We start from the raw sequence: 17,397 nt of genomic DNA, 5'->3' as shown, positions 1-17,397 counted from the left end.
CTGCGGGTTTGTGGGTGGCTGAGCGCGCAGTTCCCCGCGCCCCTAACTGCCTAGGGGCGCGGGGAACTGCGCGAGCGAGCCACCACCGGGCGGCCCACCAGACGAACACGGCCCCCACCGCCGAGGTGATCGCCCCGCAGGGGCGCACCGAAGGGGCGCGGGGAACTGCGCGAGCAGCCCACCACGGCCCGCAGCCGAAGAGGGGATTGGGGGCGCGGGGAACTGCGCGAGCGAGCCACCACGGCCCGCAGACACACCCCGGGCCGAAAAGGGGCGCGGGCAGCCGGCTGCTCAGCCGCAGACGAAAGCCGGGCCCAAAAGGATCAGCCCCGCCGCCCCCGCCGCTTCAGCCAAACCCAGCCCGCCCCCACCCCCACCACACCCAACCCCCCGTACACCAGGTTCCGGTGCCCGCCCCCGGAGTCGGTGCTCCCGCCACGGCCCCCCGCACCGGTCGGTGAACTCCCCCCGCCGGACGGCGACTCGCCCCCGGCGACGGCGACCCGCGTCACCGGACTCCCCTCCCCCTCGCTCCCGAACAGCAGGGCCTTCCCGTCCGGCGTGTACGTGACGGACTCCGCCTGCCGCATCAGCGGGGCGGACACCCCGTGCCGCGCCCCCGGCTTCCCGCCCTTCCAGTCGTACTCGGCCGCCCAGAAGTACCCGCGCAGCGCCAGCTTCGTCCCGTCCGGGGAGAAGGCGCCGTCGGTGACCCAGGGCACGTCGCCGACCCGCCGGAAGACGTTCGTCCCGGCCGTGGAGAGGTGCGCGGGGCCCTCGTAGAGCCCGCCGCCGCCCTCCTTCTTGGAGGCGATGTAGACCCGCCCGGTGCCGGGATGGACCATCAGGGCCTCGGCGTTGCGCGGCCCGTCGGCGTACTTCACCACGTACTGCGTCGCCTTGACGGTGGCGTCCTTCAGCCGCTTCGGCTCGGGGAACTTGTAGATCCAGACGTTCTTCCAGGTGCCGCCGAGGTTGTCCCCGATGTCCCCCACGTACACGTTCCCGTCCGGGCCGACCGAGATCGCCTCGACGTCGCGCGGGCGGCCGACGCCGGTCATGGTGATCCTGGCGACGGTCTCGCCGGTCCTGGAGTCGACCGCGTAGACGTACGGCCCGTCGTCGCTGTCGTTGTGCGTCCAGTAGACGCCCGGGTGGGCGCGGCTGGCGGCCAGACCGCTGGACTCCTTGATCCGGGGGTCCTTGATCGTGAAACCGCCGTCGCCGCCGTCGGCCGCCGCCGGTCCGGCGGCCCCCAGGACGACGAGCCCGGCGGCCGTGGCGGCGGACAGAAGCGAACGCATCGGGAAACGCATGGCACCAAGTGTCCATCGTCACGTGGCAGCCCGTCGAAGCGGTCCAGGTGATCCGCCATCATGGCCCCATGCGTTTCATGTTCGTCGGCGACTCCATGACCATCGGACGCGCCGGCGACATCACCTGGCGCTACCGGATGTGGCAGCACCTCAGCACGTCCTTCGACGGCCCCTTCGCGATCGTGGGGCCGCGCACCGAGCTGTACAACACGGAGGCCGGGGCCCCGCTGTCGTCCGCGTACGGCGCGGAGGACTTTCCCGCGCCGGCCCGCCGCCATCTGTCGGGGTGGGGCGAGGGGTGGCTGCACATGGCCCCGCTGATCGCCGAGGCGGCGGCCGGGGCGCGGGCGGACGTCCTGCTGGTCTCGCTCGGCCTGATCGACCTGGGCTTCTACACCGACAGCGACCAGACGGCGGCCAACGTCCGCGCCTTCGTGGCGGCGGCGCGCACCGCGAACCCGGCGATCCGGATGGTGCTGCTCCCCGTCATCCCGAACATCCGGGCCGAGTCGGACGCCCCCTTCGCGGCCGAGGTCGCCCGCTTCAACGAACTGCTCGCGAAGGCGGTGGCGGACCTGGACCGGCCTTCCTCCCCGCTGCTGCTCGCCTCGCACCCGCCGACGTACGACATCCACGTGGACACCTACGACGGCACGCATCCCTCCGCCTCGGGCGAGCACAAACTGGCGGCGGCCTTCGCGGACGCGCTGCACCAGGGGTGGGGGCTCGGCGGTCCGTACGGAGTGCCGGTGGCCGCCGCTCAGGAGGGCCGGGTCCGCTAGCGCGGCTCAGTGCGAGGCCCCGGTCAGCCGGTTGGCGAAGGTGGAGACGGTGTACGTGCCGATGCCGAGGACGACCTCCAGGGCGTTCTGCCGGGTGTAGCCGTGGGACAGGAACGCCTCCAGGCCGGCTTCGGGGACCGCGCCCGCCGTTGCGTACACGGCGAGGGTGAACTCCCGTACGGCGTCGAGGCGTTCGTCCGAGAGCGGCGATCCCGCGCGGAGCTCCCCGATCAGCTCCTCCGGCGCGCCGAGCCCCCGCAGCTTCGCCGTGTGCATGTCCACGCACAGGGCGCAGGCGTTGCGGGTGGCGACCGTCATGACCACCACTTCGCGGGCGACCGGGTCCAGGGTGGTGCTCTCGAAGAGGGCGCTCATCTTCAGGAAGCCCTCCAAAGCGTGGGGCGAGGCGGCCATCCGGGCGACGGCCGGGGAGAGGTGCCCGAGGTGCCGGACGGTCCCCTCCATCGCGCGGCGCGACGCGGCGGGCGCGGACTCCAGGGTGTGGTCGACGAACATGGTGCGCCCCTTAGAATGGACAACGTGGTTGACGAAAAAAAGGTAAACCAGGTTGTCGGTTCTCGCAAGGGCGAAGACGGGTCCGGCGGCGCCGACACGCCCGGCTACGAGCTCCCCCTGCTCCTCCTGGCGGGCTTCCGCACCCTGATCGACCGCCTCCACGCGGAACTCGCGGACCAGGGCCACCCCGACCTGCGCCCGGCCTACGGCTTCGCGCTCCAGGCCATCGGGCCCGGCGGGGCGACCGCGAGCGAGATCGGGCGCCGCCTCGGCGTCTCCAAGCAGGCGGCCGGCAAGACCGTCGACCGCCTGGAGGCGCTGGGCTACGCCGAACGCGCCGACGACCCCGCCGACGCCCGCCGCAAGGTCGTCCGCATCACCGCGCGCGGCCTGGACGCGCTGGCCCGCTCGGCGGCCGTCTTCGACGAGCTGCGCGCCGACTGGGTCCGCACCCTGGGGCCCGGCCCGGTGCGGGAGATGGAGGCGTCCCTGCGCGCGGTGGTCCCGCCGGAGGCGTTCCGCCTGGACGCGTCGAGCTGGTTCGCGGGGTCCTGAGCACTTCGGCGCCCGGACGCGCCCGGCGCCCGGCGCCCCCGCGACCGGCCCCCCTTGCTTCGAGCGCACTTCAACGGCTTCGCTGGTCCCTCATGGAGTACACGCAGCTCGGACGCACCGGACTCAAGGTCAGCCGCCTCGTCCTCGGCACCATGAACTTCGGCCCGCTCACGGACGAGGCCGACAGCCACGCGCTGATGGACGCCGCCCAGGAAGCGGGCATCAACTTCTTCGACACCGCGAACATCTACGGCATCGCCGAGCACAAGGGCCTCACCGAGGAGATCGTCGGGTCCTGGTTCGCCAAGGGCGGCGGGCGCCGGGAGCGGACGGTCCTGGCGACCAAGGGCTACGGGAACATGACCCAGGACGGCAGCCCCTGGAGCACCAGCGTCTGGCCCAACGACAACAAGCTCTCCGCGCTGAACATCCGCCGCTCGGTGGAGGCCAGCCTCAAGCGCCTCGGCACCGATTACCTCGACCTCTACCAGTTCCACCACGTCGACCGGCAGACCCCCGTCGAGGAGATCTGGCAGGCCATGGACGTGCTCGTCCAGCAGGGCAAGGTGCTGTACGTCGGCACCTCCAACTTCCCCGGCTACAAGATCGCCCAGGCCAACGAGGTCGCCGCGCGGACCGGGCGGCTCGGGCTGGTCAGCGAGCAGTGCCTGTACAACCTCGCCGAGCGGCGCGCCGAGATGGAGGTGATCCCCGCCGCCCAGGAGTACGGCGTGGGGATCATCCCCTGGTCCCCGCTCCACCAGGGACTGCTCGGCGGCGCCCTGCGCAAGGAGCGGGACGGGGCCGGGGAACGCACCAAGGGCGGCCGGTCCGCCGCCGGACTCGCGGACCCTGCGGTGCGGGCGCGGGTGCAGGCGTACGAGGACCTGCTCGCCGAGCACGAACTGGAGCCGGGCGAGGCGGCGCTGGCGTGGCTGCTGACCCGGCCGGGCGTGACCGGCCCGATCGTCGGCCCGCGCACCCCCGGCCAACTGGCCTCGGCCCTACGGGCGGTGGAGCTGGAGCTGTCGGCCGAGGTGCTGGCCGGACTCGACGAGATCTTCCCGGGACCGGGCCCGTCCCCGGAGGCGTTCGCCTGGTAGGCGGGAGGGGGGCGGAGTCGGGGGAGGGCGGGGCCGCGTGGGGTACTTGCTTCGAGCGCACTTCAAGGCGTTCGCTGGTACCCCATGGAGTACACGCAGCTCGGACGCACCGGACTCAAGGTCAGCCGTCTCGTCCTCGGCACCATGAACTTCGGCCCCCAGACCGAGGAGACCGAGAGCCACGCCATCATGGACGCCGCCCACGAGGCGGGCGTCAACTTCTTCGACACCGCCAACGTCTACGGCCAGAGCGCCGGCAAGGGCCGTACCGAGGAGATCATCGGCAACTGGTTCGCCCAGGGCGGCGGCCGCCGGGAGCGGACGGTCCTGGCCACCAAGGTGTACGGGAACATGTCCGCCGACGGCGCCCCCGTCTGGCCCAACCACGACAAGCTGTCCGCCCTGAACATCCGCCGGGCGGTCGAGGGCAGCCTGAAGCGGCTGGGCACCGATCACATCGACCTCTACCAGTTCCACCACGTCGACCGGCAGACCCCCGTCGAGGAGATCTGGCAGGCGATGGACGTGCTCGTACGGGAGGGGAAGGTGCTGTACGTCGGCACCTCCAACTTCCCCGGCTACAAGATCGCCCAGGCCAACGAAGTGGCCGCGCGGACCGGCCGGCTGGGGCTGGTCAGCGAGCAGTGCCTGTACAACCTCTTCGAGCGGCGCGCCGAGATGGAGGTGATCCCCGCGGCCCGGGAGTACGGCGTCGGGATCATCCCCTGGTCCCCGCTCCAGGGCGGGCTGCTCGGCGGGGCGCTGCGCAAGGAGCGCGAGGGCGGCGGCTCCCGGTCGACCGGCGGGCGCGCGGCCGAGGCCCTGGCGGACCCGGCGGTACGGGCGCGGGTGCAGGCGTACGAGGACCTGCTCGCCAAGCACGGTCTGGAGCCGGGCGAGGCGGCGCTGGCGTGGCTGCTGACCCGGCCGGGCGTGACCGGCCCGATCGTGGGCCCGCGCACCCCCGGCCAACTGGCCTCGGCCCTGCGGGCGGTGGAGCTGGAGCTGTCGGCGGAGGTGCTGGCCGGACTCGACGAGATCTTCCCGGGACCGGGCCCCTCCCCGGAGGCGTTCGCCTGGTGACGCGCGCGGCGGGCGCGGCGGCTCCCCGGCGGGGGTGTCAGCCGCGCGCCGCCGCGACGGCCACGACGACGAACATCAGCACGAGTACGCCGGCCATGATCCGGTTCCTGGTCTTGGGGTTCACGCCTACGAGCGTAACGAACCCGCCCACTCCCCCGTTCGGCCGCCCCTGGCGCGCCACCGGTGACGATGCGATCACGCACTGTTACCGTCCGAAAGATGGACCACGCCTGCCGCCGCCGCCCTCACCTCCTCCCGGCCGCCCTGCTGGTGCTGGGGCTTGTGCTCGGGGGGTGTTCGTCGGGGGGCGGGGAGCCGTCCGGGCCGTCCGACGAGTCCACCCAGGAGGAGACCACCGGGCCTCCCGCCGAAGAGACGGGGGGCACGACCGGGGACACCAGCGGTGGCTCGGACAGCGGCGGCTCGGACAGTGGCGGCAACAGCGGTGGTGGCGGCGGCTTCGACACGGCCGGGCGGGTTTCCGGCAGCTTCGCCGGGGCCTGGCCCCTCGTCAAGCTGACTCTGCGGAACCCCTCCTCGGAGACGTACACGGGTACCGCGAGCTTCTCCGACTGCACACCCGGCCCCAACCGCTGGAGCACCGCGCCTCCTGACCAGTCCGTATCGCTGCCGCCCAACGGTGACGGTCCGGAGATCACGGTCACGTTCCCCGACGACGACGGCAAGGAGACCATCCCCGAGCACACCGTCTGCGTCCGCCTCACCGGGCGGCCCACGCCGCTGGTCGACACCATCACGGACAAAAATTTCACTCCGCCCGACCAGCCGGAGGAGCCCGAGCCCCAGCCGGACGACCCGGCCGTGCCCAGCGCCGGCGCGAGCTGACCCGGAGGTGCCCGATGGAGGAGCAGGCCCCGGGGCAGCCCCAGCCGCCACCGCCGACTCCGGCCAGGGCCCCGTGGGGCACCTGGCTCAAGGCCGTCGCCGGATTCGTCGCGCCCACGACCTTGCTGACCGCGCTGCTCCTCTACTTCGGGTACGCCTTCACCGACGCCCAGTACGAGTACTTCGGCATCGATCCCGCGACCCTCGGCTTCTCCACCCAGGACTTTCTGCTGCGCAGTGCGGCGGCCCTGTGGATGCCGGTGGGCATCACGCTCTTCGTCGGCCTCGTCGCGGCGCTCGGATACTTCTGGGCCGCCGCCGTCGCCGGGTCACGGCCCCACCTCCTGCGGCGTGTGACGCGGGCGGGCGTCTGTCTCCTCATGTGCGGAGTGGGGCTCTTCGCGCTCGGCGTCCTCGGCGGCTTCCAGGTCTGGCCCGCCGCGCAGCTGACCACGCCCCTGCTCCTCCTGTGCGGTCTGCTGCTCGTGGTGTACGGGCGTCTGATGCACCTGAAGGCCACCGGCCGCCCCTTCGTCGGTGAGGTGACGGCCTTCTGCATCGCGGCGGCGCTGATCACGCTCTGCTCCTTCTGGGCCGTACAGGCCTACGCCCAGGGCCACGGCGAGCACGAAGCCCGTTATCTGGCGCGCCATCTGCGGCTGAGGCCGGAGGTCGTCGTCGACACGACCGAGCGGCTGTACTTCACGGCTCCGGGGGTGCGGGAGACCTCGCTGCCGGAGGGGGGATCCGGACAGCACTTCAAGTACCGCTACCGGGGGTTGCGGCTGCTCGCACAATCGGGGGACCGGATGTTCATCGTGCCGAAGAGCTGGACGCGGCAGCGGGGGGCCGTGCTGGTTCTGCCCGTGGGGGCGGGTGTGCGGGTGGCCTTCCGGCCGGGCTGAGCGGCGCCCCCGCGCCGCCGGTGTCACGCCGCCGTAGCCAGCCGCTCCCTCGGGACCCTCGGCACGAACTCCAGGTGCCGGCGGCCGCGTCGCATGTCGACCTTGAGTCGCAGGTTCGCCGCGCGTGCCAGTGCCAGGCCGACGCCGACCGCCGCGATGGCGCAGATCAGACCGCCCAGGGCGAGGCTGATCCGTACGCCGTACTCGTCCGTGAGCCAGCCGAAGAGCGGGCCGCCCAGCGGGGTGCCGCCGGTGAAGACCATCATGAACAGGCTCATCACCCGGCCCCGCATCTCCGGGTCGGTGGCCATCTGGACCGAGGCGTTGGCGGTCACGTTGACGGTGAGGCCGAGGACGCCGACGGGGATCAGCAGCGCGATGAAGAGCCCCATGCCGGGCGCGGCGGCGGCCGCGACCTCCAGGACCGCGAAGAGCCCGGCCGCGCCCGCCAGCAGCCGCAGCCGGGTCGTGCCCCGGCGGGCGGCGAGCAGGGCGCCGATCAGGGAGCCGATCGCCATGAGGCTGTTGAACAGGCCGTACATCCCGGAGCCGCCGTGGAAGACGTCGTGGGCGAAGGCGCTGAGCCAGATGGGGAAGTTGAAGCCGAAGGTGCCGACGAAGCCGACCAGGACGATGGGCCAGATCAGCTCCGGCCGCTTGGAGACGTAGTCCAGGCCCTCGCGGAGCTGGCCCTTGCCGCGCGGCGCGAGCTTGGTGGGCCGCAGGTCCGCGGTGCGCATCAGGGCCAGGCCGGCCAGCGGCGCGAGGAAGGAGAGGCCGTTGGCGAGGAACGCCCAGCCGGGGCCGACCGCCGCCATCACGCCGCCCGCGACGGCGGGGCCGACGAGCCGGGCCGACTGGAAGTTGGCCGAGTTCAGGCTGACCGCGTTGCGGACCTGGTCGGGGCCGACCATCTCGGAGACGAAGGACTGGCGGGTCGGGTTGTCGACGACCGTCACCAGTCCGGTGAAGAACGCCGTCAGATAGACGTGCCAGACCTGGACGTGACCGGAGAGCGTCATGGCCGCCAGGAACAGACCGCCCAGGCCCATCGCGCTCTGGGTGACGAAGAGGATGCTCCGCTTGGCGAAGCGGTCGGCGATGACGCCGCCGTACAGACCGAAGAGCAGCATCGGAAGGAACTGCATGGCGGTGGTGATGCCGACCGCCACGGAGGAGCCGGTGATCTGGAGGACCAGCCAGTCCTGGGTGATCCGCGCCATCCACGTCCCGATGTTGGAGACGATGGCACCGGAGAAGAACAGCCGGTAGTTGCGGATCGCGAGCGAGGAGAACGTCCCCCGCCGGGTGCTGCCGGGGGCAGCGGTGTCGTGGGTGGATTTGTGTGCGGGGGCGGAGTCTGCTCCGGATCCCGTACTCAAAGGGGTTCGCCTCCTATCGTGCGCGGTCGTTCACAGGTGTGCGAGCTTCTCCAGTACGGGTGCGGCGGCGCGCAGCTTCGCCCACTCGTCCTCGTCCAGGCCTTCCGCGAGGGAGGCCAGCCAGACGTTGCGCCTGCGGCGGCTCTCTTCGAGCATCGCCTCGGCCTCTTCGGTCTGGCTGACCACCTTCTGGCGGCGGTCGTCGGGGTGCGGCTCCAGCCTGACCAGTCCCTTGGCCTCCAGCAGCGCGACGATGCGGGTCATCGACGGGGGCTGGACGTGCTCCTTGCGGGCCAGCTCACCGGGGGTGGCCGAGCCGCAGCGGAAGAGGGTGCCGAGCACCGACATCTCGGTCGGGCTCAGCGACTCGTCGACGCGCTGATGCTTCAGGCGCCTGCTCAGGCGCATGATCGCCGAGCGGAGGGAGTTCACGGCGGCGACGTCGGCGTCGCTGTCGTGGGGCAGGTCAGACATGTTCGTTAGATTAACTCATTACTCTGGCTAAATACCAGCCGGAGCACCGCCCCCACGCTGTAACGGTGGCCACACCCCGCCCCGTACACCGCCCCACACATCACCCGAACGAGTGAGACTCGTCGGAAAAGTGACGCATCGGGGCGGGGTCTGCGGCGACCCTCGTCCCATGGGGACCAGCGTGCTCAGCCTGCGGATAGACGGTGAGCTGCTCGAACGGCTCCGGCAGCATGCCGCCAAACGCCGAATGAGCGTCCAGGACTATGTGGTCCGGACGCTCATTCGGGACGACTTCGACGAGCGGTTCAACGCCGCGGTCGACGAGACGGAGAAGTTCTACGGCGCGGCCTAGCGCCGGCCGCGCGGGACCGGCTAGGTCAGGTCCAGGGCCGGCATCAGGTAGTAGAAGGCGAACACCGCCGAGACGACGTACATCGCCACCGGCACCTCACGGCCGCGGCCCGCCACCAGGCGCAGCACCGTGAAGGTGAGGAAGCCCATGCCGATGCCGTTGGTGATCGAGTACGTGAACGGCATCATCACCATCGTCACGAACGCCGGGATCGCGATCGTCCAGTCGTCCCAGTCGATCTGCCGTACCGAGCCCGACAGGATCAGGAAGCCCACCGCCAGCAGCGCGGGGGTGGCCGCCTGCGACGGGACCATGGTGGCCAGCGGGGTGAGGAACAGGGCGACGGTGAACAGACCGCCGGTGACCACGTTCGCCAGGCCCGTGCGCGCCCCCTCGCCGACGCCCGCCGTGGACTCCACGAAGCAGGTGGTGGCCGAGGAGGACGAGGCGCCGCCCGCCGCGACCGCGATGCCGTCCACGAACAGCACCCGGTTGATGCCCGGCATGTTGCCCTCGGCGTCGGTCAGCCCGGCCTCGTCGCTGATGCCCATGATCGTGCCCATGGCGTCGAAGAAGCACGACAGCAGCACGGTGAAGACGAACAGGACGCCGGTCAGCACACCGACCTTGTCGAAGCCGCCGAACAGGCTGACCTCGCCGACCAGGCCGAAGTCGGGGCTGGCGACCGGGTTGCCGGGCCACGTCGGGGTGGTCAGGCCCCAGGACGGGACGGTGGCCACCGCGTTGATGATCATCGCGACGCCGGTCATCACCACGATGGAGATGAGGATCGCGCCGGGCATCTTGCGGACCAGCAGCGCCAGGGTGAGCAGGACGCCCAGGACGAAGACGAGGACCGGCCAGCCCAGCAGATGGCCGTTGCCGCCGAGCTGGAGCGGGACGGTGGTGTGGGCGGCGTCCGGGATACGGGAGACGAAGCCCGAGTCGACCAGGCCGATCAGCATGATGAAGAGGCCGATGCCGATCGCGATGCCCTTGCGCAGGCCCAGCGGCACCGCGTTCATCACGCGCTCGCGCAGCCCGGTGGCGACCAGGAGCATCACCACGAAGCCCGCGAGGACGACCATGCCCATCGCGTCGGGCCAGCTCATCCGGGGCGCCAGCTGGAGGGCGACCACGGTGTTCACCCCGAGGCCGGCGGCGAGCGCGATCGGCACGTTGCCGATGACGCCCATCAGGAGCGTGGTGAACGCGGCGGTCAGCACGGTGGCGGTGACCAGCTGACCGCTGTCGAGCTGGTGCCCGTACATGTCCTTGGCGCTGCCGAGGATGATCGGGTTCAGCACGATGATGTACGCCATCGCGAAGAAGGTGGCGAAGCCGCCGCGGATCTCCCGGGCGACGGTGGAACCGCGCTCAGAGATCTTGAAATACCGGTCCACGGCGTTGGCCGGCGGCTTCGGGGCGGGCTGGGGCGCTTCGACCTTGGCGGTGGCCGACGGGGACATGCGGAACCTCAGTCGTGAGACGGGGCGGGGAGCGGGGAGCTGCGCACTGCGAAAAAGCGGCTTTACCCGAACGTCTTTGGACGTTTCAACGAACAAAACGAGTCAGCCGTAAGCCGTTTCAGTATGAATACATCAGGCGAAGATCGCTATCTCCGCGCGTAGACACAAGGGGCGCCCGGATCGCGGACGGCCGCGAGCGGTCCGCCGGGGCGGCGCGGGGCCTCCCCCTACACTGATCGCATGAAGAAGTGGACCCCGAAACACGAGGCGCCGGAGCCCCTGGAGGGGCCGGTCGTCGCCACCATCACCGGCGGCACGATCCTCTGGTTCGTCCTCTTCCTGGTCCAGCTGCCGTTCTACGGTTGGTTCGACGACCACGGCCATCTGTGGTGGGTGTGGACGTGCCTGGCCGGCGGCGGTCTCGGTCTCATCGGCATCTGGTACGTCCGCGGACGCGACGCGGCCCTCAAGCGGCACGCGGCGGAGCGGGAAACGACGGCCGACACGCTGTAGGGGGACGGGGCCCGGGCCGGTGCCTGGGCAGGCGCCGGGGCCGATGTCCGGGCCTCCGGACCGGTGCAGGGCCCGGGGCCGGCCTCCGGACCGGCGTCGGGTCCGGGGCCTCCGGACCGGCGTCGGGCCCGGCGGTAGGAGAAGCCCCCGCGGGCATACCGCCACAGGACCATTCGCCTCCTCCCCTGGTCTGATGTTCGACGGTCCCGGCAGGTGAAGCGGGAATTCCCCCCGTACCGTCGAAAACATGACGCAGCGCGCCAATATCGACGCCGGGGCGGAACTCGACCCCGTCCACCCCGTGCCGCAGCCCGAGGCGTCCGGCCGGGCCACCGGTCTGACCGCCGCCGAGGTCGCCGAACGCGTCGCCCGGGGCGAGGTCAACGACGTACCGCTGCGCAGCAGCCGCTCCACCGGCGAGATCGTCCGCGCCAACGTCTTCACCCGCTTCAACGCGATCATCGGCGTGCTGTGGCTGGTCATGCTCTTCGTGGCACCGCTCCAGGACAGCCTCTTCGGCTTCGTGATCATCGCCAACACCGGCATCGGCATCATCCAGGAGCTGCGCGCCAAGAAGACCCTCGACGGGCTCGCGGTCATCGGCGAGGCCAAACCGACCGTCCGGCGCGACGGGACCGCCGCCGAGATCTCCACCTCCGAGATCGTCCTGGGCGACCTGGTGGAGCTCGGACCGGGCGACAAGGTCGTGGTCGACGGCGAGATGGTGGAGGCCGACGGTCTGGAGGTCGACGAGTCGCTGCTGACCGGCGAGGCCGACCCGGTCCTCAAGAAGCCCGGCGACCGCGTGATGTCCGGGTCGTTCGTGGTCGCGGGCGGCGGCGCGTTCACCGCGACGAAGGTCGGGCGCGAGGCGTACGCGGCGCAGCTCGCGGAGGAGGCCAGCCGCTTCACCCTGGTCCACTCCGAGCTGCGCTCGGGCATCTCGATGATCCTCAAGTACGTGACGTGGCTGATGGTCCCGACCTCGGTCGGCCTGGTGATCAGCCAGCTCGTGGTCAAGGACGACGACTTCAAGCAGTCGGTCGCGTACACGGTGGGCGGCATCGTCCCGATGATCCCCGAGGGTCTCGTCCTGCTCACCTCGGTGGCCTTCGCGATCGGGGTGATCCGGCTCGGCCGCAAGCAGTGCCTGGTGCAGGAACTCCCGGCGATCGAGGGCCTCGCGCGCGTGGACGTGGTCTGCCTCGACAAGACCGGCACGCTCACCGAGGGCGGCATGGACGTCACGGAGCTGCGGCCGCTGGACGGCGCGGACGAGGCGTACGTACGCAAGGTGCTCGGTGCGCTCGGCGAGTCCGACCCGCGTCCCAACGCCTCGCTCCAGGCGATCATCGACGCGTATCCGGACAGCGAGGAGTGGCGGTGCACGGAGTCGCTGCCGTTCTCCTCGGCGCGCAAGTACAGCGGGGCGGCGTTCAGCGATGGCGACGGGGAGAACTCGACCTGGCTGCTGGGCGCGCCGGACGTGCTGCTGCCGACGGGCGACGCGTCCCTCGCGGAGATCGACTCCCTCAACGAACAGGGCCTGCGCGTCCTGCTGCTGGCCCGGGCCCGGCGCGAACTCGACGACCCCCGGGTGGCGGCGGACGCGCGGGCCACGGCGCTGGTGGTGCTTGAGCAGCGGCTGCGGCCGGACGCGGGCGAGACCCTGCGCTACTTCGAGGAGCAGGACGTCCACGCCAAGGTCATCTCCGGGGACAACGCGGTGTCGGTCGGGGCGGTGGCCGGCAAGCTGGGCCTGCCGGGCGCGTCACGGACGGTGGACGCGCGCAAGCTGCCCGACGAGCGGGCGGAGATGGCGGAGGTCCTGGACTCCCACGCGGTGTTCGGGCGGGTGTCGCCGCAGCAGAAGCGGGACATGGTGGCGGCGCTCCAGTCCCGCGGGCACACGGTGGCGATGACGGGCGACGGCGTCAACGACGTCCTCGCCCTCAAGGACGCGGACATCGGCGTCTCGATGGGGTCGGGCTCGGAGGCGACGCGGGCGGTGGCCCAGATCGTCCTGCTGAACAACAGCTTCGCCACGCTGCCGTCGGTGGTGGCGGAGGGGCGGCGGGTCATCGGCAACATCACGCGGGTGGCGACGCTGTTCCTGGTCAAGACGGTGTACTCGGTGCTGCTCGCGCTGCTCGTCGTGTGCACCCAGGTGGAGTACCTGTTCCTGCCGCGCCACCTGACGCTGCTGTCCACCCTGACGATCGGCATCCCGGCGTTCTTCCTGGCGCTGGCCCCCAACACGGAACGGGCCAAGCCGCACTTCGTCCGGCGGGTGATGCGGTACGCGATTCCCGGCGGGGTGATCGCGGCGGTGACCACGTTCGCCACGTACATGCTGGCGCGGCACTACTACGAGGGCCCGGGCGCCCGCGAGGCCGAGACCAGCGCGGCGACGCTGACGCTGTTCCTGGTGTCGATGTGGGTCCTGGCGATCATCGCCCGCCCGTACACGTGGTGGCGGATAGCCCTGGTGGCCTCGATGGGCGCGGCCTTCCTCCTGGTCCTGGCGGTCCCCTGGCTCCAGACGTTCTTCGCCCTGCGCCTGGTGGGGACGGTGTTGCCGTGGGCTGCGGTGGGGGTTGCGGTGGTGGGGGCTGTGGGGTTGGAGGGGGCTTGGAGGTGGGTGGGGAGGAAGTGGGCGGAGTAGGGGACAGCGGACCGCCTACGGCTGAACGCGCGGTTCCCCGCGCCCTTGTCGGCCCGGGGGCGCAGCCCCGGGTTAGTCGAACCAGCGGGAGCGGGACAGTTCCGCTGTCCGGGACGGGTCCTCCAGCAGCGCCCCCACCTCGAACCGCCGCGGCCACTGCCCCGCCGCCCACGCCAGCCCCGCCGCGACCCCCTCCAGCGTCGCCGCATGCACCGTTCCGTCCGGCGCGCGGTGCCAGTCCAGCTCCACCCCGCCCGCCAGCAGCTCCTCGTGTTCGACGTAGTGCGACGGCACCCGGGGGCCGAGCAGGACCCGGACCGCCTCCGGGACCTCCCGTTCGGTCCCGACGCTCGTCACCTCCGCCGACGCGGTCTCCCCCAGGCTCCGCACCTGGAGCAGCTCCGCCAGTTCGGCCGCCCGCGCGGGGGCGACCGGCAGCAGCGGCACCCCGGACGCCAGCGGCAGCAGATCCGGCGCGTCCGCCACCAGCGCGTCCGCCGCGTCCACGACCCGTACCTCCCCGTCCACCACCGCCCGCAGCTCGTCGGGGAGCGTCACCTGCTCGGGGTCGAGGTCGGCCAGCGCCGTGTACAGGGCGTGCAGTTGCGCGTCCGAGACCGGGCGGGCGGGGTCCGCGAGGCGGCCGAGGAGTTCGGCCGCGCCGCCGGGCTCGTCGAGCAGCGCCGCCACCGACGTACGTACACCGAGCGCCCGCAGCACCTGCTCGTCGTCGAACCCGCTCGCGTCGGCGGACTCGTACAGACCGGCGAGCAGCGGGTCGGACCCGGCCGCGCGCAGACCCGCCGGGCGGCGCCCGCCGAGGACGGGGTGGCCGCGCAGCCACCACGCCGTGTACGGGCGGACCGACTCGGTCGTGCCGTCCGGCAGCAGGATGCGTACGGGCTGGGTCAGCGCGTCGCGCAGCGGCGGCTGCGAGAGCAGCGCGAGGGCTCGCGGCCAGGCGTCGTCGTCGACGAGGTCGAGGTCGCGGACGGCGACGATCTCGGTGGCCACGGGCGGTACGGGCGTGTGCGGCAGCCGGTCCAGGACGTCCTCGCACCACACGTCGACCGCGTCGAGCAGCCCGGCGTCGTCAGGGTCGGCGAAGTCGCCCTCGCGGGGTTCGAGTTCGTCCGGGTCGAGGACCACATCGGTGGCGCGGACCAGGGCGAACGTGGCCAGCACCCCGCACGCGGCGAGCGGCTGCTCGCCCCAGCGGGCGGCCAGTTCGCCGTCCACCTCGGCGAGTTCGCCGGGGCGGATGACGGAGGCGAAAGGGCTGCCGGGCAGGACGAGTTCACCGGCGGGGGCGAGCTCGCCGTCCTCGTCGGGCAGGGCCAGCGCCCCGAGCCACGGCTCCTCGCCGGGTTCGAGCGCGGCGTCCCGTACCAGCGTCAGAACGGTCTCGGCGAGTTCGTCGGCGTCGAGCGCCTCCTCGTCCCAGATCTCGCCGCTGTCGAGGGAGGCGGCGACGGCGGCCCGCACCTGGGGGGTGGTCAGGACGGCCCGGGGCGTGGCGGGCAGCGCGCCCAGCTTCTCCAGGAGGGGGTGGGCGGCGTCCGCGTGCGCGACCTTCAGGCCGAGGCGGGTGAGGTCGGCGGGGGTGTCGGCCAGGGGCAGCAGGATCTGGCGCGGGCCGATGGCGGTGCGCCCGTCGCTCAGCGGCACCGGGAGCCCCGAGAGGCGGTCCGGGTCCACCCCGGCCAGCGTGTCGTAGAGACGGTGCCACCACGACGGGTCGCGTTCGGCGCCGCCGATGCGCTCGATGGCGTCCCCGAGCGGCAGCCGCCCGACGCCGAGCGTCCGCAGCTCGGCCCGGCGCTCAAGCCCCGCGGGCAGCAGCGTGGGCAGCACCTCGGCCAGCACCCGCACGGTGTCGGCGCCCGCCCCCTCGACCACCTCGGCCTCGAACGGCCGCAGCGCGGGCAGCTCTTCGGAGGGCGCGGCCGGGGCGAGGAAGGCGACCCGGGGCAGCCGCTCCAGGATCGCCGCGCGCAGCGCCCCGTCCAGCTCGCCCCGCCCGAGCGGGCCGGGTACGAGGTCGACGGTGCCGGTCGAGACGGGCTCCCAGTCGCCGAGCAGCCGGGCGTACGCGTCGGCGGCGCGCTCCACCAGGAAGTCCGTCAGCGGGCCCGGCGCCGGGTGACGCCGGGCGGTGTCCAGCGGCAGCGAGGCGATGAGCAGGGCGGGCAGGCCGAGGGGCTCGTCGGTGGGGGTGGGGGCGTGGACGACCGGGGCGGTACGGGGCCGCCGCGGGGCGCCGTCCAGGTCGACGGGGACGGCCCAGGTGACCGACCAGTGCGGCCGCAGCCGCTCCTCGACGGGCCGGTCGGCGAGCAGCTCGGCGGTGAGCGGGCCGCTCGCGCTCTCGACCCGCCAGCGGTTGGCCCCGTCCCGGGTGTCGTCGATGTGGACGTATCCGTCGCGCTCGGAGCGGCGCAGCACACGGGAGCCGTCGGGGGTCTCCACGACGACCTCGACGAGGCCGGGGAGGGTGAGGAGCAGGGCGTCGTCGACGGCGGCGAGGAGCCGCTGGACGAGGTCCTCGGCGGGCTCGTCGCGCAGCGGCAGCACCACGACGGTGTCGTACCCCTCCGGCGCGAAGCCCTCGGCGGGCAGCGGGAGCCGCAGCAGGGGTACGTGGCCGTCGCGGCGGCGCAGTTCGTCACCGAGGCCGGGGCTGAAGCGGGCGGCCTCGGCGGCGAGGTCGCGGGCCTCGGCGAGCGACCAGCGGACGCCGCCGGTGCGGCCGACGACGGCGGGCTCGTCGCTGACGGCGAGGACGGCGGCGAAGCCGACGCCGAACCGGCCGACGGCGGTGCCGGAGTCGCGCCGCTTGGCGGAGGCGCGCAGGGTGGACAGCGACTCGACGCCGGTGGCGTCCAGGGGGGCGCCGGTGTTGGCGGCGGCGAGGACGGACTGCTCGCCGGGGGCGCCGGGGTGGAGGGTGAGCCGCAGCCGGCCCGGGACTCCGGCGCGGGCGGCGGCGTCGGCGGCGTTCTGGGCCAGCTCGACGACGAGGCGGTCGCGGTAGCCGCCGAGGGCGAGGTCCTCCTCGGCGTTGGCGTCCTCGCGGAAGCGGGAGGGGGTGGTGGCCCAGGCGTCCACTACGCCGCGCCGTAGCCGCGCCGTCCCGAAGGGGTCCAGCCCCTCGTCCGCCGTCGCCTTCACGATCACGCCGTACCCCGCTTCTTCGCGTCCACCGCATCGGTAACCCTGCGCCCGAAGGTACCGCGTCCCCGCTCCCGAGGGCCCGCACGCCCCCCGCACCCCTCACTCCCCCGGGCTCCGCCCCGGCCCGGTTCACCTGGCGGTGGCCGGGGAGGTCTGCGTCTACGCCCGCGCCTGCGGGGCCGCGGGCACCCGCCCGCACACTTCCCCGCGCCCCCTTTTGGGCCGGGACTACGTGTGCGGGCCGGTGGCGGGCTGGTCGCGC

Annotated in this window: 16 protein-coding genes; 9 read left to right on the top strand and 7 right to left on the bottom strand. The window is 72.6% G+C overall.

Annotated features, from left to right (window positions below):
• Positions 1 to 323 precede the first annotated feature (323 nt).
• A complete protein-coding gene (locus ABZ404_RS12215; RefSeq protein WP_358837353.1) occupies positions 324 to 1,316 on the bottom strand; it encodes a WD40 repeat domain-containing protein in 993 nt (330 codons plus the stop codon).
• Positions 1,317 to 1,384: 68 nt separating this feature from the next.
• Between ABZ404_RS12215 and ABZ404_RS12210 the strand changes: the two genes are divergently transcribed.
• Entirely contained in the window at positions 1,385 to 2,098 is a 714-nt protein-coding gene (locus ABZ404_RS12210) for a GDSL-type esterase/lipase family protein (RefSeq protein WP_358837354.1), read from the top strand.
• A 6-nt stretch (positions 2,099 to 2,104) separates the two neighbouring features.
• Here ABZ404_RS12210 and ABZ404_RS12205 read toward each other — a convergent pair whose 3' ends face one another.
• Complete coding sequence (locus ABZ404_RS12205; protein ID WP_358837355.1) at positions 2,105 to 2,614, bottom strand: carboxymuconolactone decarboxylase family protein; 510 nt, start codon at positions 2,612 to 2,614, stop codon at positions 2,105 to 2,107.
• 15 nt (positions 2,615 to 2,629) lie between these two features.
• Here ABZ404_RS12205 and ABZ404_RS12200 point away from each other — a divergent pair, with 15 nt between their 5' ends.
• The 3 genes from ABZ404_RS12200 (at position 2,630) to ABZ404_RS12190 (ending at position 5,355) form a co-directional block, all read left to right on the top strand.
• Entirely contained in the window at positions 2,630 to 3,169 is a 540-nt protein-coding gene (locus ABZ404_RS12200) for a MarR family winged helix-turn-helix transcriptional regulator (RefSeq protein WP_358837356.1), read from the top strand.
• 92 nt (positions 3,170 to 3,261) lie between these two features.
• Positions 3,262 to 4,272, top strand: a complete 1,011-nt coding sequence (locus ABZ404_RS12195) for an aldo/keto reductase (RefSeq protein ID WP_358837357.1) — start codon at positions 3,262 to 3,264, stop codon at positions 4,270 to 4,272.
• 84 nt (positions 4,273 to 4,356) lie between these two features.
• Positions 4,357 to 5,355, top strand: coding sequence for an aldo/keto reductase (locus ABZ404_RS12190; RefSeq protein ID WP_358990344.1), 999 nt, complete (start codon positions 4,357 to 4,359; stop codon positions 5,353 to 5,355).
• Between the two features lie 37 nt (positions 5,356 to 5,392).
• On the opposite strand, the gene ABZ404_RS12185 is transcribed toward ABZ404_RS12190, so the two are convergent.
• Complete coding sequence (locus tag ABZ404_RS12185) at positions 5,393 to 5,554, bottom strand: hypothetical protein (protein ID WP_358831493.1); 162 nt, start codon at positions 5,552 to 5,554, stop codon at positions 5,393 to 5,395.
• 20 nt (positions 5,555 to 5,574) lie between these two features.
• On the opposite strand from ABZ404_RS12185, the gene ABZ404_RS12180 reads away from it, so the two are divergent.
• The gene (locus ABZ404_RS12180) at positions 5,575 to 6,201 is read left to right on the top strand and encodes a hypothetical protein (RefSeq protein ID WP_358831494.1); all 627 of its coding nucleotides are present in this window, start codon (positions 5,575 to 5,577) and stop codon (positions 6,199 to 6,201) included.
• Between the two features lie 14 nt (positions 6,202 to 6,215).
• Positions 6,216 to 7,106 (top strand): hypothetical protein, encoded by an 891-nt coding sequence (locus ABZ404_RS12175; protein ID WP_358831495.1) that lies wholly within the window; start codon positions 6,216 to 6,218, stop codon positions 7,104 to 7,106.
• 23 nt (positions 7,107 to 7,129) lie between these two features.
• Here the strand turns inward: ABZ404_RS12175 and ABZ404_RS12170 are convergent, their stop codons facing one another.
• Both ABZ404_RS12170 and ABZ404_RS12165 read right to left on the bottom strand, forming a co-directional pair.
• Complete coding sequence (locus ABZ404_RS12170) at positions 7,130 to 8,488, bottom strand: MFS transporter (RefSeq protein ID WP_358831496.1); 1,359 nt, start codon at positions 8,486 to 8,488, stop codon at positions 7,130 to 7,132.
• Between the two features lie 30 nt (positions 8,489 to 8,518).
• Complete coding sequence (locus ABZ404_RS12165) at positions 8,519 to 8,962, bottom strand: MarR family transcriptional regulator (RefSeq protein WP_358831497.1); 444 nt, start codon at positions 8,960 to 8,962, stop codon at positions 8,519 to 8,521.
• Between the two features lie 169 nt (positions 8,963 to 9,131).
• On the opposite strand from ABZ404_RS12165, the gene ABZ404_RS12160 reads away from it, so the two are divergent.
• Positions 9,132 to 9,314: a ribbon-helix-helix protein, CopG family gene (locus ABZ404_RS12160; protein ID WP_358831498.1), complete on the top strand. Its 183-nt coding sequence runs from the start codon at positions 9,132 to 9,134 to the stop codon at positions 9,312 to 9,314.
• 20 nt (positions 9,315 to 9,334) lie between these two features.
• On the opposite strand, the gene ABZ404_RS12155 is transcribed toward ABZ404_RS12160, so the two are convergent.
• Positions 9,335 to 10,783 carry an NCS2 family permease gene (locus ABZ404_RS12155; RefSeq protein WP_358831499.1) on the bottom strand — a complete coding sequence of 483 codons (1,449 nt, stop codon included), beginning with the start codon at positions 10,781 to 10,783 and terminating at the stop codon, positions 9,335 to 9,337.
• Between the two features lie 240 nt (positions 10,784 to 11,023).
• Here ABZ404_RS12155 and ABZ404_RS12150 point away from each other — a divergent pair, with 240 nt between their 5' ends.
• Both ABZ404_RS12150 and ABZ404_RS12145 read left to right on the top strand, forming a co-directional pair.
• A complete protein-coding gene (locus ABZ404_RS12150; RefSeq protein ID WP_358831500.1) occupies positions 11,024 to 11,296 on the top strand; it encodes a DUF2530 domain-containing protein in 273 nt (90 codons plus the stop codon).
• Between the two features lie 247 nt (positions 11,297 to 11,543).
• Positions 11,544 to 13,961 carry a cation-translocating P-type ATPase gene (locus tag ABZ404_RS12145; RefSeq protein WP_358831501.1) on the top strand — a complete coding sequence of 806 codons (2,418 nt, stop codon included), beginning with the start codon at positions 11,544 to 11,546 and terminating at the stop codon, positions 13,959 to 13,961.
• Between the two features lie 72 nt (positions 13,962 to 14,033).
• Here the strand turns inward: ABZ404_RS12145 and ABZ404_RS12140 are convergent, their stop codons facing one another.
• Positions 14,034 to 17,132 carry a molecular chaperone Hsp90 gene (locus ABZ404_RS12140; protein WP_358831550.1) on the bottom strand — a complete coding sequence of 1,033 codons (3,099 nt, stop codon included), beginning with the start codon at positions 17,130 to 17,132 and terminating at the stop codon, positions 14,034 to 14,036.
• Positions 17,133 to 17,397 lie beyond the last annotated feature (265 nt).

The sequence above is a fragment of the Streptomyces sp. NPDC005878 genome (assembly GCF_040629815.1).
Classification (GTDB): Bacteria; Actinomycetota; Actinomycetes; order Streptomycetales; family Streptomycetaceae; genus Streptomyces.
Note: the sequence above shows the minus strand (reverse complement) of the source record. Positions and strands in the feature narration are given on the sequence as shown.